We start from the raw sequence: 14723 nt of genomic DNA on the forward strand, positions 1-14723 counted from the left end.
GGCCGGTGATCGTTGGAACCGTACGCGAGATCAAGAACAACGAATTCCGTGTGGGCCTGACGCCCGAAGCCGCGCAGGAACTGGTCGCTGCCGGGCACGATGTGCTGGTCGAAGCAGGCGCGGGGCAGGGCATCGGCGCGGGCGATGAAGCCTATGCCAAGGCCGGCGCGCGCATAATTCCCACGGCGGCCGAGGTCTTTGCCACTGCCGACATGATCGTGAAGGTAAAGGAGCCGCAGGCGGGTGAACGCGCCATGCTGCGCGAGGGCCAGGTGCTCTTCACCTATCTCCACCTCGCCCCCGATCCCGATCAGGCGCATGACCTGATCACAAGCGGCGCGGTCTGTATCGCGTACGAAACCGTCACCGATGCCAGCGGCGGCCTGCCTCTGCTCAAACCCATGAGCCAGGTGGCCGGGCGCATGGCGATCCAGGCGGGGGCGACCGCGCTGGAAAAGGCCAATGGCGGGCGCGGGGTGCTGCTGGGCGGGGTGCCGGGGGTCTTGCCCGGCAAAGTCGCCATTATCGGCGGCGGCGTGGTCGGCTTCAACGCAGCGCAGATGGCGGCAGGGCTGGGCGCGGATGTGACGATCCTCGATCGCAGCGCCGAAGTTCTGGAGCGTCTGGGCGTTCATTTCGAAGCCCGCGCCAAAACGCGCTTTTCCAACCGCGCCAATCTGGCGGCCTGCGTGGCAGAGGCGGATCTGGTGATCGGCGCGGTGCTGATCCCCGGTGCCGAAGCGCCCAAACTGGTCAGCCGCGAAATGCTGTCCACCATGAAGCCGGGCGCGGTTCTGGTGGATGTGGCGATCGACCAGGGCGGCTGTTTTGAAACCAGCAAGCCCACCACCCATGCCGAGCCGACCTATGTGGTCGATGGCATTGTGCATTATTGCGTGGCCAATATGCCCGGCGCCGTTGCGCGCACCAGCACCTATGCGCTGGGCAATGTCACGCTGCCGCACGTGCTGAAACTGGCCGGATTGGGCTGGCGCGAGGCGCTGAAGCGCGACAAGCACTTGTTGGCAGGCCTGAATGTCGCGCACGGCAAGGTGACCTGTGCGCCGGTGGCAGAAGCGCTGGAACTGCCCTTTACCGATCCGGCGGACGTTTTGGGCTGATGCGGCGCATCGGGCACTATATCGGCGGGCGCGACATCGCCTCGCCCGCCGGGCGGCAGGCGCCGGTGTTCAATCCGGCAACGGGCGAACAAAGTGCCAGCGTGTCGCTCGCCTCCGCTGCCGAGGTGGGTGCGGCAGTGCGCTCCGCCGCGGCGGCCTTTCCCGGCTGGGCTGCCACCCCGCCCTTGCAGCGGGCGCGCATCCTCAACCGCTTCCTGCGCATATTGGAGGAGCGGACGGGTGAGCTGGCGGCCATCATTACGGCCGAACATGGCAAGGTGCTGTCCGATGCGCGCGGCGAGGTGCAGCGCGGGCTGGAAGTGGTCGAATTCGCCACCGCTGCGCCGCAATTGCTCAAAGGCCAGATCACCGAAAATGTCGGCCGCGATGTGGACAGCCACGCGGTGCGCCAGCCCTTGGGCGTGGTGGCGGGGATTACCCCGTTCAACTTTCCCGCCATGGTGCCGATGTGGATGTTCCCCGTGGCGCTGGCGGCGGGCAATTGCTTCATCCTGAAGCCGAGCGAGCGCGATCCTTCCGCCTCGCTGCTGATCGCGCGCTGGCTGACCGAGGCGGGCCTGCCCGCAGGCGTGTTCAATGTGGTGCAGGGCGACAAGGAGGCGGTCGACGCGCTGCTGACCGCGCCGGATGTCAAGGCGATCAGCTTCGTCGGCTCCACCCCGATTGCCCGCTACATCTACGAAACCGCCGCGCATCACGGCAAGCGCTGCCAGGCGCTGGGCGGGGCGAAGAACCACATGGTCATCCTGCCCGATGCGGACATGGAACAAGCCGCCGATGCGCTGATGGGCGCGGCCTATGGCTCTGCCGGGGAACGCTGCATGGCCATTTCCGTGGCGGTGCCGGTGGGCGCGGAGACGGCGGAGCGGCTGGTGGAGATGCTCGCCCCCCGCGTCGCCGCGCTGAAGGTCGCCCCCGGCACCGATCCGGAGGCCGAGATGGGCCCGCTGATCACCGCCGCGCACCGCGACAAGGTGGCCGGCTTCATCGCCAGCGGGGAGGCGCAGGGGGCCCGCCTGCTGGTCGACGGGCGCGGCCTTTCGATGCAGGGGCACGAGGGCGGCTTTTTTCTGGGCGGCACGCTGTTCGACCATGTGACGCCGGAGATGGATATCTACCGCGAGGAGATTTTCGGCCCTGTCCTGTCCGTGGTGCGGCGCGATAGTTTTGAGGACGCGCTGGCGCTGGTGAACGGCTGCGAGTTTGGCAACGGCACATCCATCTTCACCCGCAATGGCGATGCCGCGCGCCGCTTTGCCGCAGGTGTCGAAGTGGGCATGGTGGGCGTCAATGTGCCGATCCCCGTGCCAATGGCTTTCCACAGTTTCGGCGGGTGGAAAGCCAGCCTGTTCGGCGACCATCATATGCATGGCGAGGAGGGCTTCCGCTTCTACACGCGCCTGAAAACGGTAACCACGCGCTGGCCCAAGGGCGCAGGCGGCGGGGCGGATTTCGTCATGCCCACCATGCGCTAGGTTTGGGCGTTAGCGCAGGGCGGGACTTCCCAAGCGCGCCCGACCGCCCTATTCCCCGCGCCGGGGCAGAACGGCAAGGGTGATGGAAGACAGCAAGTCCGGCAGCGGGCTGGAACAAGCATTTCTGGAAAACCGCGCGGCTTTGCTGCGCTTTCTGCACGCGCGCGGTGCGGGCGACGCGGCAGAGGATTTGTTGCAGGAGGTCTGGCTGAAAGTCGCCAGCGCCCCCGCCGGGCCGGTGGGTGCGCCGCTGGCCTATCTTTATGCCGTGGCCAACCGATTGATGATCGACCGCTACCGGTCTGCCCGTGCGGCAGCTTCGCGCGAGCATGAATGGACCGCGACCCAGTTCGACATCGCCACGGGCCGCAGCGACGCGCCTGATGCCGAAAGGCTGGTGGCCGCGCGCCAACTGGCCGCTCTGGTCGAGCAATTGCTGAACGATCTGGAACCGCCGCGCGTGGCGCAGGTGTTTCGCCGGCACCGTGTGGACGGCGTGGCGCAGCGCGATCTCGCTGCCGAATTCGGCGTGAGCCTGAGCACGATCGAGGCTGATCTGCGCAAGGCCTACCGCGCGCTGGCCGCTTTTCGGGAGGCGCAGGATGAGGTTTGAGCGCCATGTCTCCGTCTTATCTGCGTGAAGGGACCGCATGATGCAGGCAGATGAGCAGATCCGCGACCAGGCGCTGACCTGGGCATTACGCACCGGCGATCCCGCTTTTGCGGATTGGGAAGGCTTCACCGCGTGGCTGGAGGCCGATCCTGCGCACGCCGTCGCCTATGACGCGGTGGCAGGTGCCATAGCCGACGCAGCGCAGGTGCTGGCGGCGGCTCCTGCCAATGATGACGCGCCCCTCCTGCCTGTCACCCGCCGCCGCTGGCTGGGCGGGGCGATTGCTGCCGCGCTGGCTGTGGTCGCGCTGGTGGGCGTGTGGAACCGGCCGGGCGGAGCGGAACTCTACGAAACCGCCCCGGGCGAAACGCAGCTGATCGCGCTCGCCGATGGCAGCACGATTGAGCTGGCGGGCGGCACCGTGCTGGAATTGCCCGAAGGCACTGCCACACGCGAAGCCGTGCTGCGCGAAGGGCAGGCACTGTTCACCATCGTGCACAACGATGCCGATCCCTTCGTGCTGATGGCCGGAGCTGACCGGCTGGTCGATGCGGGCACGGTGTTCGATGTGAAGCTGGGCAGCGGCGGGTTGACGCTGGGCGTGTCTGAAGGGGCGGTGATCTACAATCCGGCAGCGGCCAATCTGCGGGTGGATGCGGGCAATGGCCTTGTCGCGCGCCCCGGAAGCGCTCCGGTCGTTGCCGCGCTTGACCCGCAACTCGTGGGCGAATGGCGCGAAGGGCGGCTGACCTTCGACATGGCCCCCCTGCCTGAAGTGGCCGAAGACCTGACGCGCGCCACCGGCATTGCCTTTACCGCGCGCGACGGGGGGCGTGGCCAGAGGATTTCGGGCAGCATCCTGCTGGCCCCCGTCATCGCCAATCCCCGCAGTCTGGAGGGGTTGCTGGGTGTGCGCGTCAGCCCGCGCGGGCAAGGGTGGGAGATTGCGGGACAATAGGCCATGCGGCGCGCGATCCACCGCCTTTGCAGCCTTGTTGCCCTGACCATGCTCGCCGGGGCAGGGCCTGCCTTTGCCCGGCCCGTGCTGGTGGACAGCCCGGCAGGCCAAGCCGGACGCGCGGCGATTGCGCTGGCGCGGCAGACCGGCGGCAGCATCGTGATTGCCGACCGCGCGCTGGCAGAGCGGCGCGTGCCCGCCATACGCGGCCGGATGGAACCGCACGAGGCCGCGCGGCGGCTGGCGCAGGCATCGGGCGGGCGGCTGGTGCGCGCCGGCGATGGCGCGTGGCGGATCATTCCCGCCGCGCCCGCGGCGGCGTCGCGTGCCAATGCCGCGCCGTCACCTCCCGTGCGCAGCGCCCCGCCGCCAGTTGAGGAACCACCTGCCGAAGCGGCACCCGGACAGATCGTCGTCACCGCCAGCAAGCGCGATCTCTCGCTCGATCAATATGCAGGCCAAGCCTCCTTCCTGCCGGGCGAGGAATTGATATTCGGCGGGGTTGGCGGGACGGAGCGGATCATGCAGCGCCTGCCCACGCTATCCTCCACGCATCTGGGCAGCGGACGCAACAAGCTGTTCATTCGCGGCATTGCCGATTCCAGCTTTACCGGGCCGACACAGGCCACGGTGGGGCAATATCTGGGCGATCTGCGCCTCACCTATAACGCGCCCGATCCCGATCTGCGCCTGTCCGACATGGAACTGGTCGAGGTGCTCGAAGGGCCACAGGGAACGCTCTACGGCTCCGGCTCGATGGGCGGGATCATCCGCATGGTGCCCAATGCGCCGGAACTGGGCGTCACCTATGGCGCGGCCATTCTGGGCGGATCGCAGACCTGGCACGGCGCGGCCGGAATGGACGCCAATCTGGTGCTGAACCTGCCTTTCCTGGTGGACGATGCGGCGCTGCGCATCTCGCTCGATACGGCCAGCGAGGGTGGTTACATTGATAAGCCGTTGCTGGGGCGGCGCGATGTCAACCGCACGCAGATTTTCGGCGGGCGCGCCACCTTGCGTTATGAAATCGCGCCCGACTGGACGGTGGACCTGATGGGCGTGGCGCAATCCACCCGCGCGCAGGACAGCCAATATGCCGACCGTGATGGCCCGCCGCTGACACGCTCCAGCGCCGTGGAAGAAGGGGCCGATGCCGATTACGCGCAGGGCCAGCTCGTCCTGTCGGGCAGGCTGGGCGATGTGCGGCTGCGTTCCACCACCGGGATCGTGGGCCAGCAACTGGAGGAGAAATACGAGGCGACATTGCCCGGCGGCCCGCCGCGCCGGTTCGTGCAGATGAACGATACCAGCATGGTCGCCAACGAAACGCGGTTGTGGCAGCCGCTGGAAGATCGCTTTGGCTGGGTGCTGGGCGTCAGCTACACGCACAACACCACGCGGCTGACCCGTGCGCTGGAAGGAGAGGGGCAGCGCGCCGCATCCACCGGTGTGCTGAACGAAGTGCGCGAATTCACCACCTACGGCGAGGTCAGCGCCCTGCTGTTCGATGCGCTCGTGGCAAGCGCGGGCGGGCGTTTCACCCATGCGCGGCTTGGCGGCGAGGGCGAGGATGTGGCCCCGCAATTGCTGGCGCAGATTGCCTGGATTACCGCCGCGCGGCGCGAAAGCGCGTTTCTGCCCGCCGCTTCGCTGCTGGCGCGGGTGACGCCTGCCACGCAGCTTTACCTGCGCTATCAGCAGGGGTTCCGCCCCGGCGGGCTGGCGATCGAAGGGCCGCTGGTGCGCCGCTTCGAGAATGACCGCAATTCCACCTTTGAGCTGGGCGTGCGGCACGGCACCCCCGGTTCCTCTCCCTTCGAGATGGCGGCCAGCCTGTCCTACACCACCTGGCGCGACATCCAGGCCGATTTCATCGATGCGGGCGGCTTTCCCAGCACCGCCAATATCGGCGATGGCGAGGTGTGGACCGCCAGCTTCAGCGCCGGGTGGCGCATAACGCGCGCGCTGCGGGTGGATGCGGGCATCACCTATAATGACAGCCGGGTGGACCAGCCGCGGCCCGAATTTTCAACGCTGCGGCTGACCGAAGTGCCCAATGTGGCGCGCGTGGCGGGCCGGGTGGGCGTGGAATATGCGCAGCCACTGGACAATGGCTGGGACATCGCCGCGCGCGGCTGGGCGGGCTATGTGGGCAAATCGCGGCTGGGCATCGGCCCTGAACTGGGCGATCCGCAGGGCAATTACCTCGACAGCGGTCTGACCGTGCGCCTGGGAAGGCCCGACCTGGGCGTGACGCTGGGCGTGACCAATCTGGCGGACGAAGTGGGCAACCGCTTTGCGCTTGGCACCCCCTTTGCGACCGGCCGCGACCAGATCACTCCGCTGCGCCCGCGCACGGTGCGGCTGGGGCTGGACGCACGTTTTTAGGCAAAATTGCAGGCTGCGGCCAAGGCTGCGGGTGGACGGCTCCGTCTTCAGGGCAACCCTACCCTGAAAAGGATCAGCATTCATGCATCGTCACCTGCTTGCCACCTCTGCCATGGCCGCCGCTCTTGCACTGCCCGCTTTTGCTGGCAGCGCCGCGGCGCAGGACATTACCACCGCGCGCACCACGCCTGCGGCCACTTCCACAATTGCCAATGGCGCACCGGGTAATCTGCGCATCACCTCCACCGGATCGGTGACCGTGAGCGCGGGCACAGCGGTGACGCAGGACAGCAACCACACCGTGCTGAATGAAGGCACGATCCGCATCAGCAATGCCGATAACGCCGTTGGCATTGCCGCCAATGCGGGCACGAACGGCACGATCACCAATACCGGCACCATCACGGTGGACGAGAACTACACCGCCACCGATGGCGACAATGACGGCGATCTGGACGGCCCCTTTGCGCTGGGCAGCGGGCGTTACGGCATCCGCACGCTGGGCGCGCATAGCGGCGCGATCACCAATACCGGCACGATTACGGTGGAAGGCAACAATTCCTACGGCATCGCGCTGGGCGGCACGCAGAGCGGCAATGTCATCAATAACGGCACCATCAATGTGCTGGGCAACGACACGGTGGGCATTGCGCTCAACGATGTGGCAGGCAATGTCCGTATAGCCGGCACTGTTACCGTGCGGGGCGAGGATGCCATCGGCGCGCATCTGGCAGGTGATATCACCGGGCGGCTGGAACTGCAGGGCACGCTGGCCGCGACCGGCTACCGCAATACCACCGCGCCCAGCAATACCGCCGCGCTCGATGCGGATGATCTGCTGCAGGGTGGCCCCGCGCTGCTGGTGGAGGGCAATGTGACCGCCGGCATCGTGGTGGCGGTGCCGCCGCGCGATGCCGATGCGAACAATCCGGACGAGGATTCGGACGGCATCCCCGATGCCAGCGAAGGCAGCGGCCAGATCCAGTCCTTCGGCGCCGCGCCTGCCATGGTGATCGGCGCGACCGATCGGACGGTCGCCATCGGCCCGCTGGCGGGCACGGCCACGCAATACGGCCTGCAAGTGGATGGCACGGTGCGCGGCGCGGGCGTCTATAGCGGCGTTTCGTCCACCGGCATCCAGATCGGCGGGCGCGGCGGCAATGTGACCATCGCCAACGGCATCGGAATTGCCGGAACGGTGGGCGCGACCGCGGTCAATGCCAACGCCACCGGGCTGAAGATCGGTGCAGGCACACAGACTGCGCTGATCCATGTGACCGGCACGGTGGAGGCATCGGCCAACAACGCCGCCAGCGCCTCGGCCACGGCGATCCGCGTGGAGGCGGGCGCGAATGTCCCGACCATCCGCAATGCGGGCCGGGTGCGGGCGACCGTCGGCGCAGACGGCACCGCCACCGCGATCATCGACCTGTCGGGCAATGTCACGCTGATCGAGAACAGCGGCCTGATCGCCGCGACCGGGGCCACCGCCACCTCCACCCGCAATGTGGCGGTGGATCTTTCGGCCAATACGACCGGGGCCACGCTGCGCCAGACGGTTGTGGGGGCGGGCATCACCGCGCCTTCGATCGAAGGCGATGTGAAGTTTGGCACGGGCAACGACCTGTTCGACCTTGCCGACGGCACCTACAAGGGCACGGCCATTTTCGGCGGCGGCAGCGATCGGCTGACGCTGAGCGGCGATGCCGTGTTCACCGGCACGGCGCGTTTTGGCGCCGGAGTGGATACGCTGAGCCTTGCCGGCACATCGGTCTTTTCGGGCGCCGCAGATTTTGGCGGCGGGGCCGATATCCTCACCCTGGCGGGCACGGCACGCTTTTCGGGCACGCTGGCCAATTCGGGTGGCCTGGCGGTGACGATGACGGGCGGCGTGCTCGATGTCACCGCCCCTGCCACCATCGCCTCGCTCAATGTCAGCGGCACATCGGTGCTGGTCGCCACGCTCGACAAGGATGCGGGCGAAGGCACGTTCCTGACCGTGGCGGGCGAAGCCAGCTTCGGAACGGGCGCGCAACTGGCGCTCCGCGTGGCCAATCTGGACGACGCGGAGGGCACCTATGCCATTCTTCAGGCAGGCACGCTGACCGGCGCGAACAATCTGCAGATCACCAACACCACGCTGCCTTTCCTGTTCAAGGCGACGCTGGGCACCGATACGCTGGCCAACCGCCTTTCGGTAACGATTGCGCGCCGCAACGCGACCGAACTGGGCCTTAACGCGGCGCAGACCAGCGCCTACAGCGCCATCTTCGCCGCCTTGCAGCAGGATGCGCAGATTGAGGATCTGTTCCTCGCCACCACTGATGCGGATGGCTTCCGGCGGGCGGTGAACCAGATGCTGCCCGATCACGCGGGCGGCACTTTTGACGGCCTGAGCCTGGGGCTGCGCACGCTGGCCCGGCAGCAGGCAGAGGCGACCGGCCCGGTCTATTCGCTGGGTGGGCTCGACATCATCCTCAACGCGGCCGTTTGGAACGGCGGCAAGGATGCGGCCGCAACCGCGGGGTATGATCTGTCCGGGCTGGGCGCATCGGCGGCGGCGGAAGTGGATACGGGCCTTGGCGCTGTCGGTCTGTCGCTGGGCTGGATGTTCAGCGATTACGACCAGGGCACCGATCTCGCCTCGGTCTATTCGCACAGCTATGAACTGGCGCTCTACTGGCGCGGCCAGTGGGATGGCTTCTCCGCCTTTGCGCGCGGTTCTGTCGGCAAGGCCAATTTCAAGGGTGAGCGCATCCTGCGCGGCACGCTGGGCACCACACAGGTGGAACGCACCGCCACGGGCGACTGGAGCGGCACCTTCACCAGCGCCAGCGGCGGCGTCTCCTACGAAACTGGCGGCATCTTCTTCGTGCGGCCCGCGGTCAGTTTCGATTATCTCAGCCTGTCCGAAAAGGGCTTTACCGATACCGGAGGCGGCAAGGCGCTGAACCTGACGGTCGACAAGCGGTCAAGCGATGAATTTGCCGTCAATGGCGGGGTCACGGTGGGGATCGACTTCACCGGCACCGGCCCGCGCGATGCCAACTGGTTCCGCGTGGAAGGCGAAGGCGGCTGGCGCGAGATCGTCGGCGGATCGCTGGGTGCCACCACCGCGCGCTTTGAAGGCGGCACCGCCTTCACCATCACGCCGGAAGACCGCGAAGGCGGCTGGTTTGCCCGCGCCCGCGCGGTGGGCGGCAACCGCATCTTCGAACTGGGCGGCGAACTGGGCGCGGAACAGCGCAACAGCGATGTCGCCCTGACGCTGCGCGGAACCTTGCGCATGGGCTTCTGACGGGGCTTCCGATAGCCGCGAGCCGGTCGCAGGGCTTGCGGCGGGGGTTCCCTTTGGCTTCATCAGGTGCCAAGGGAACCCCCATGGCCCGATCCGCCTTTGTCCGCGAAGATGCCGATACCCGGCGGCACAGCCTGATCCAGGCAGCGGCCGCGTGTCTGGCGGAACAGGGCGCGCGGGGTGTTTCGGTGCGGTCGATCTGCGCGCGCGCCGGGGTTTCGGCGGGCCTGTTGACGCATTATTTCGACGGAATTGGCGATCTCATCCTGGCGACATACCGGGACACGGGCCGCAAGGTGGCCGATGCGGTTGCCCGCGCAGTGGCCGATGCGGGCGATGACCCGCGCGCAAGGCTGGAAGCCTATGTCACCGCCAGCTTTCGCCCGCCCGTGCTGGATCCCGAATTACTCGCCACCTGGCTCGCCTTCTGGAGCCTGATGAAGAGCGATCCCCAGGTGGCCGAGGTGCATGGCGAACTCTACGCCGATTTCCGCCGCGGTCTGGAAACGCACTTGCGCGAATATTGGGGCAAAGGCGCCGCCGATGACGAGGTGCGGCTTGCCGCGATTGCCATCAATGCGCTGGTCGATGGGCTGTGGCTGGAACTGTGTCTCGATGAACGCGGACCGTTCAGCCCGGCCGAGGCGGAGAAGTTGGCGCTGACTTGGCTCGATGCCATGCTGGCGCGGCGATCAGCCGCCTAGCAACCGGCCCAACAGGCTGCGGTCGGCCAGAATGGCGGCAGCCGCGTTATGCCCCGGCGCACCGGTCACCCCGCCGCCCGGATGGGTGCCTGCACCGCACATATACAGTCCCTTCACCGGCCCCCGGTAGGATCCATGGCCCAGCATCGGGCGCGCGGCCCAGAGCTGATCCAGCCCCATATTGCCGTGCATGATGTCCCCGCCAACAAGTCCGAACTTGCGTTCGAGATCGCGCGGCGAATGGATCTGCCGTGCGATCACGCTGGCCTTGAAGCCAGGCGCGTGCGCCTCGACGGTGTCGATGATGCAATCGGCCGCTGCCTCGCGCTCGTCATCCCAGCTTCGCCCATCAGGCAGTTCGGGCGCGAATTGCTGGCAGAACAGGCTGGCGACGTGCTGGCCCGGCGGGGCAAGGCTGTCGTCCACGGTGGAGGGAATGAGCATTTCGACGATGGGTCGTTTCGACCAGCCATAGCGTTTGGCGTCGAGGAAGGCTTCATCCATGTAATCGAGCGTGGGGGCGATGATGATGCCGCTCTGGTGGTGTTCGCCGGCTTCCGGCAGGCAGGAGAAGCGCGGCAGCTCGCTCAGCGCCACATTCATGCGGAAGGTGCCGCTGCCCGCCTTGAACCCGCGCATCCGGCGGCGGAAATCATCGGGCAGATCAGCGGGGGCCATCAGCCGGTCATAGAGCAGTTTCGGCCCGACATTGGCGGCAACAATGGTCCCAGCAATTTCCTCGCCGCTCGCCAGCTTGACGCCCACGGCCTTTTTGCCATCGACCAGCACCTGCGCCACCGGGCTTTCCAGGCTGATATCCACGCCCAGCTTTGCGCAAGCCTTGGCCATGGCCTGCGTGATCGCGCCCATGCCGCCCACCGCGTGGCCCCATGCGCCCTTCTTGCCGTTCACCTCGCCAAAGACGTGGTGCAGCAGGACATAGGCGCTGCCCGGCGTATCGGGGCTGGCGTAATTGCCGACCACCGCGTCAAAGCCGAAAGCGGCTTTCACCGCTTCGCTTTCAAACCACTGGTCGAGCATCCCGCGCGCCGATTTGGCGAACATATCGAGCAGGTCGCGCTTGGCTTCCAGCGGCAGGCTGGCGAGCGGGCGGCCTTGTGCCGCGGCGGCAATCAGCGTGCGCAGGCCTTCGCCCGCATTGGGCGGCGCCTTGAGTGCAAGGCTGCGCAGAATGTCGGCAATGCGATCCAGCGCGTCGTAATAGGCGGGCAGCGCTTCGGCATCGGCAGCGGAGAATTTCCGGAATTCCTCCTGCGTTTTCAGCAAACCTCCACCTAGCTTGAGGTAGCGCCCGTCCTCCTGCGGCAGGAAATTGCTGATCGGGCGTTCGATAACGCGGTAGCCGTAATCGGCCAGCCGCATATCCGCGATGACCTTGGGTTGCAGCAGGCTGACCGTGTAGCTTGCGGTGGAATTGCGGAAGCCGGGTGCGAACTCCTCGGTCACCGCCGCGCCGCCGACCACGCTGCGCGCCTCCAGCACGCGCACTGACAAACCGGCGCGGGCAAGGTAGAAGGCGCAAGTGAGGCCGTTATGGCCGCCGCCGATAATCAGGGCATCGTAAGTCTTGGTCATAATCGGCGGCGATCCTTGCTTGTTTTACACTCGTAAGACAGTAGGCTGCGGCAAGCAAGGCTGTGCATCAAGGAGATCGGGCGATGAAGCGGATTTTGGCGGCGGTTGCGGCTTTTGCCGGTCTGCTGGGTGCTCCGCTAGTGCAGGCCCAGACCATCTATGTCCATGCCGGGCGGTTGGTCGATGTGCAGAAAGGGCGCGTGCTGGCCGATCAGCGCGTCACGATCGAGGGGGAGCGGATCGCGGCGGTGGAGCCGTGGCGCGTGCCGCCGGAAGGCGCCACCGTGATCGACTGGTCTCGGCTCACCGTTCTGCCCGGCCTGATTGACGCGCATACGCATCTGGCCGATTGGGGGCAGACCGACAATGTGGCCGAACCGCTGCTGCACAGCCCGCAGGAAATCGCGCTGATCGGCGCACATCACGCGCGTCTCACGCTGGAGGCGGGCTTTACCAGCGTGCGCGATGTCGGCACCTTCCGCGCCTTTGGCGATGTGGCCTTGCGCGATGCGATTGCGCGCGGCTGGGTGCCGGGGCCGCGGATGTGGGTGGCCAGCGCCTATCTCACCGTGCCGGGCGGCGGGGGCGAAGTGACCGGCTTTGCCCATGGCGTCACCGTGCCCGAAGATATGCGCGTGGGCGTGGTGCGCAATGCCGATGAGATGCGCGTGGCGGCGCGGTATCTGTTCCAGCAGCGCGTCGATTTCCTCAAACTGATCGCCACCGGCGCCGTGCTGGCCGAAGGGACGGAACCCGGCGCGATGGAGCTGACCGAGGCCGAAATGCGCGCCGCGGTGGAGGTGGCGCGCGGCTATGGCAGCTATGCCACCGCGCACGCCCACGGGGCCGAAGGGATCAAGGCCGCTATCCGCGCGGGTGTGCGCAGTATCGAACACGCCAGCCTGATCGACGACGAAGGCATCCGCATGGCGCGCGATGCGGGCGTATGGCTGGTGATGGATGTCTATAACGGCGATTTCATCGACGAGGTGGGCACGCGCGACGGCTGGCCTGCCGATATGCTGCGCAAGAACCGCGAGACGACCGACGAACAGCGCGCCGGGTTTCGCCGCGCCGTGGCGGCGGGCGTGCGCATTGCCTTTGGCACCGATGCAGGCGTGTTCCCGCACGGAGAGAACGCCCGCCAGTTCGCCTATATGGTGGCCCACGGGATGACGCCGATGCAGGCGATCCAGAGCGCCACCATCAGCGTCGCCGACATGATGATGACGCAGGAAGTGGGCGCAATCGCGCCGGGCCGTTTTGCTGACATGGTCGCCGTGGCCGAAGATCCGCTGGCCGATATCACCGCGCTGGAACGCATCACCCATGTGATGAGGGGCGGCGCCCTGGTGCGCTGAGTCGCTGCACCTGCTTGCGGCGAAAATGCGGCGGCCGAAGATCGGTTCACCGCAGCGAAGCCTCCTGCCGACCTCGCTTTCGGCTGATGTATCCAAAGTGTTCATCTGCCAGACAGGTTGATGGCGAAAAGTCGGCTCAACCGACACAATTGGATACATTTCGATCCTTGTGAGTTGAGATCACCTGCATGGCAGGTTTTGCTTTGTCCCCCAGGCTATGGTGCTTGCGGGATTGGGATATTTGTTGCTTGGGCGGGATTGAATTGGAAGGATTTCTTTATGAATAGTCGATCTGGCATCAAGTATGCGGGCTTTCTTGTTTCAGTGACTGCATTTGCCCTGTCGGGCACGGCATTGGCGCAGCAGGCCGGCGCGGGTTGGGATGAAAACAGCATTACCGTGCAGGGCAGCGCGCCCGCCGATCTGGAAGGGCTGGCCGCAGGGCCGGAGATCGAAGGGCTGATTTCCGCGCGCGGGTTTGAAACGCTGCAGGTTACCGGCACCGATGGCACCGCCACCACGGTGTATATCAGCGATGCAACGCAGGTGCGCGGACGCGGCGGGTTTCTGGGCCTTGGCCGAACCGAGGCGAGCGCTGCGGCGCTGATGAACGGCCTGCCGGTAACGGTTCAGACGGTGCAATGGAATGGCGGCCTTGTCGCCAGCCGCATCCGTTACCGCGATGCCGATAGGCAGACCGCGGCGATGATCCAGACGGGCACCGCGCAGCGTTTTGGCGAGAACGAGATGGCGATCCAGCAGAACGCCGCCGCGACAGAAGCTCTGCGCGGGCGTGTGGGAAGTATCGACCAGTATAATATCAAGGACACCACCAATGTTTATTTCGACACCGGCCGCTGGCAGATCAGCCCGGCCGCGCAGGCGCAATTGTGCGGGGCCGCGCGGCAGGCCGAGGCGATGGACAACGCGCTGCTGCTGGTGGTCGGCTATACCGATGCAGTGGGCGATGCGGAGTTCAACCAGCAATTGAGCGAGCGGCGCGCAGGCCGTGTGGTCAACCATTTGCAGCAGCAATGCGGCTGGGCGCCGTGGCGGATGCTGACGCCCACCGGGATGGCCGAGTCTGATCCGCTGGCGGATAATTCCACCCCTGCGGGCCGTGCGCAGAACCGGCGTGTGGCGGTCAACATCCTCGTCAGCAAGGCGGTAGACGGGATTTAAGCATTC

General features: G+C 66.6%; 10 protein-coding genes. 9 read left to right on the forward strand and 1 reads right to left on the reverse strand.

All coding sequences use genetic code 11. The features are described from left to right. Positions 1-5 precede the first annotated feature (5 nt). From ald to WFP44_RS01385, 7 genes are all read left to right on the forward strand, one after another. A complete protein-coding gene (gene ald / locus WFP44_RS01355; RefSeq protein ID WP_336924539.1) occupies positions 6-1121 on the forward strand; it encodes an alanine dehydrogenase in 1116 nt (371 codons plus the stop codon). Then, complete coding sequence (locus tag WFP44_RS01360) at positions 1121-2617, forward strand: CoA-acylating methylmalonate-semialdehyde dehydrogenase (protein WP_336924540.1); 1497 nt, start codon at positions 1121-1123, stop codon at positions 2615-2617. Before ald ends, WFP44_RS01360 begins: the two co-directional genes overlap by 1 nt. A gap of 82 nt (positions 2618-2699) precedes the next feature. After that, the gene (locus WFP44_RS01365; RefSeq protein ID WP_336924541.1) at positions 2700-3230 is read left to right on the forward strand and encodes an RNA polymerase sigma factor; all 531 of its coding nucleotides are present in this window, start codon (positions 2700-2702) and stop codon (positions 3228-3230) included. 37 nt (positions 3231-3267) lie between these two features. Further along, on the forward strand, positions 3268-4188 hold the full coding sequence (locus tag WFP44_RS01370; protein ID WP_336924542.1) for a FecR family protein: 921 nt from the start codon (positions 3268-3270) through the stop codon (positions 4186-4188). A 3-nt stretch (positions 4189-4191) separates the two neighbouring features. Continuing rightward, positions 4192-6576, forward strand: coding sequence for a TonB-dependent receptor (locus WFP44_RS01375; protein WP_336924543.1), 2385 nt, complete (start codon positions 4192-4194; stop codon positions 6574-6576). Between the two features lie 82 nt (positions 6577-6658). Continuing rightward, entirely contained in the window at positions 6659-9874 is a 3216-nt protein-coding gene (locus tag WFP44_RS01380; RefSeq protein WP_336924544.1) for an autotransporter domain-containing protein, read from the forward strand. An 83-nt stretch (positions 9875-9957) separates the two neighbouring features. Then, positions 9958-10578, forward strand: coding sequence for a TetR family transcriptional regulator C-terminal domain-containing protein (locus WFP44_RS01385; protein WP_336924545.1), 621 nt, complete (start codon positions 9958-9960; stop codon positions 10576-10578). Here the strand turns inward: WFP44_RS01385 and WFP44_RS01390 are convergent. Further along, positions 10567-12174, reverse strand: a complete 1608-nt coding sequence (locus WFP44_RS01390) for a phytoene desaturase family protein (protein ID WP_336924546.1) — start codon at positions 12172-12174, stop codon at positions 10567-10569. The two genes, WFP44_RS01385 and WFP44_RS01390, sit on opposite strands and share 12 nt — an antisense overlap. Before the next feature lie 83 nt (positions 12175-12257). On the opposite strand from WFP44_RS01390, the gene WFP44_RS01395 reads away from it, so the two are divergent. Both WFP44_RS01395 and WFP44_RS01400 read left to right on the forward strand, forming a co-directional pair. After that, on the forward strand, positions 12258-13535 hold the full coding sequence (locus tag WFP44_RS01395) for a Xaa-Pro dipeptidase (RefSeq protein ID WP_336924547.1): 1278 nt from the start codon (positions 12258-12260) through the stop codon (positions 13533-13535). Positions 13536-13814: 279 nt separating this feature from the next. Next, on the forward strand, positions 13815-14717 hold the full coding sequence (locus WFP44_RS01400; RefSeq protein WP_377923115.1) for an OmpA family protein: 903 nt from the start codon (positions 13815-13817) through the stop codon (positions 14715-14717). Positions 14718-14723: the final 6 nt, after the last annotated feature.

The sequence above is a fragment of the Alteraurantiacibacter palmitatis genome, from assembly GCF_037154115.1.
Classification (GTDB): domain Bacteria; phylum Pseudomonadota; class Alphaproteobacteria; order Sphingomonadales; family Sphingomonadaceae; genus Alteraurantiacibacter; species Alteraurantiacibacter palmitatis.

Bases quoted from the DNA above. Each gene is read 5' to 3' on its own strand.
- WFP44_RS01360 (WP_336924540.1), top strand. From the start codon at position 1,121: ATGCGGCGCATCGGGCACTATATCGGCGGGCGCGACATCGCCTCGCCC.
- WFP44_RS01365 (WP_336924541.1), top strand. From the start codon at position 2,700: ATGGAAGACAGCAAGTCCGGCAGCGGGCTGGAACAAGCATTTCTGGAA.
- WFP44_RS01370 (WP_336924542.1), top strand. From the start codon at position 3,268: ATGATGCAGGCAGATGAGCAGATCCGCGACCAGGCGCTGACCTGGGCA.
- WFP44_RS01375 (WP_336924543.1), top strand. From the start codon at position 4,192: ATGCGGCGCGCGATCCACCGCCTTTGCAGCCTTGTTGCCCTGACCATG.
- WFP44_RS01380 (WP_336924544.1), top strand. From the start codon at position 6,659: ATGCATCGTCACCTGCTTGCCACCTCTGCCATGGCCGCCGCTCTTGCA.
- WFP44_RS01385 (WP_336924545.1), top strand. From the start codon at position 9,958: ATGGCCCGATCCGCCTTTGTCCGCGAAGATGCCGATACCCGGCGGCAC.
- WFP44_RS01390 (WP_336924546.1), bottom strand. From the start codon at position 12,174: ATGACCAAGACTTACGATGCCCTGATTATCGGCGGCGGCCATAACGGC.
- WFP44_RS01395 (WP_336924547.1), top strand. From the start codon at position 12,258: ATGAAGCGGATTTTGGCGGCGGTTGCGGCTTTTGCCGGTCTGCTGGGT.
- WFP44_RS01400 (WP_377923115.1), top strand. From the start codon at position 13,815: ATGAATAGTCGATCTGGCATCAAGTATGCGGGCTTTCTTGTTTCAGTG.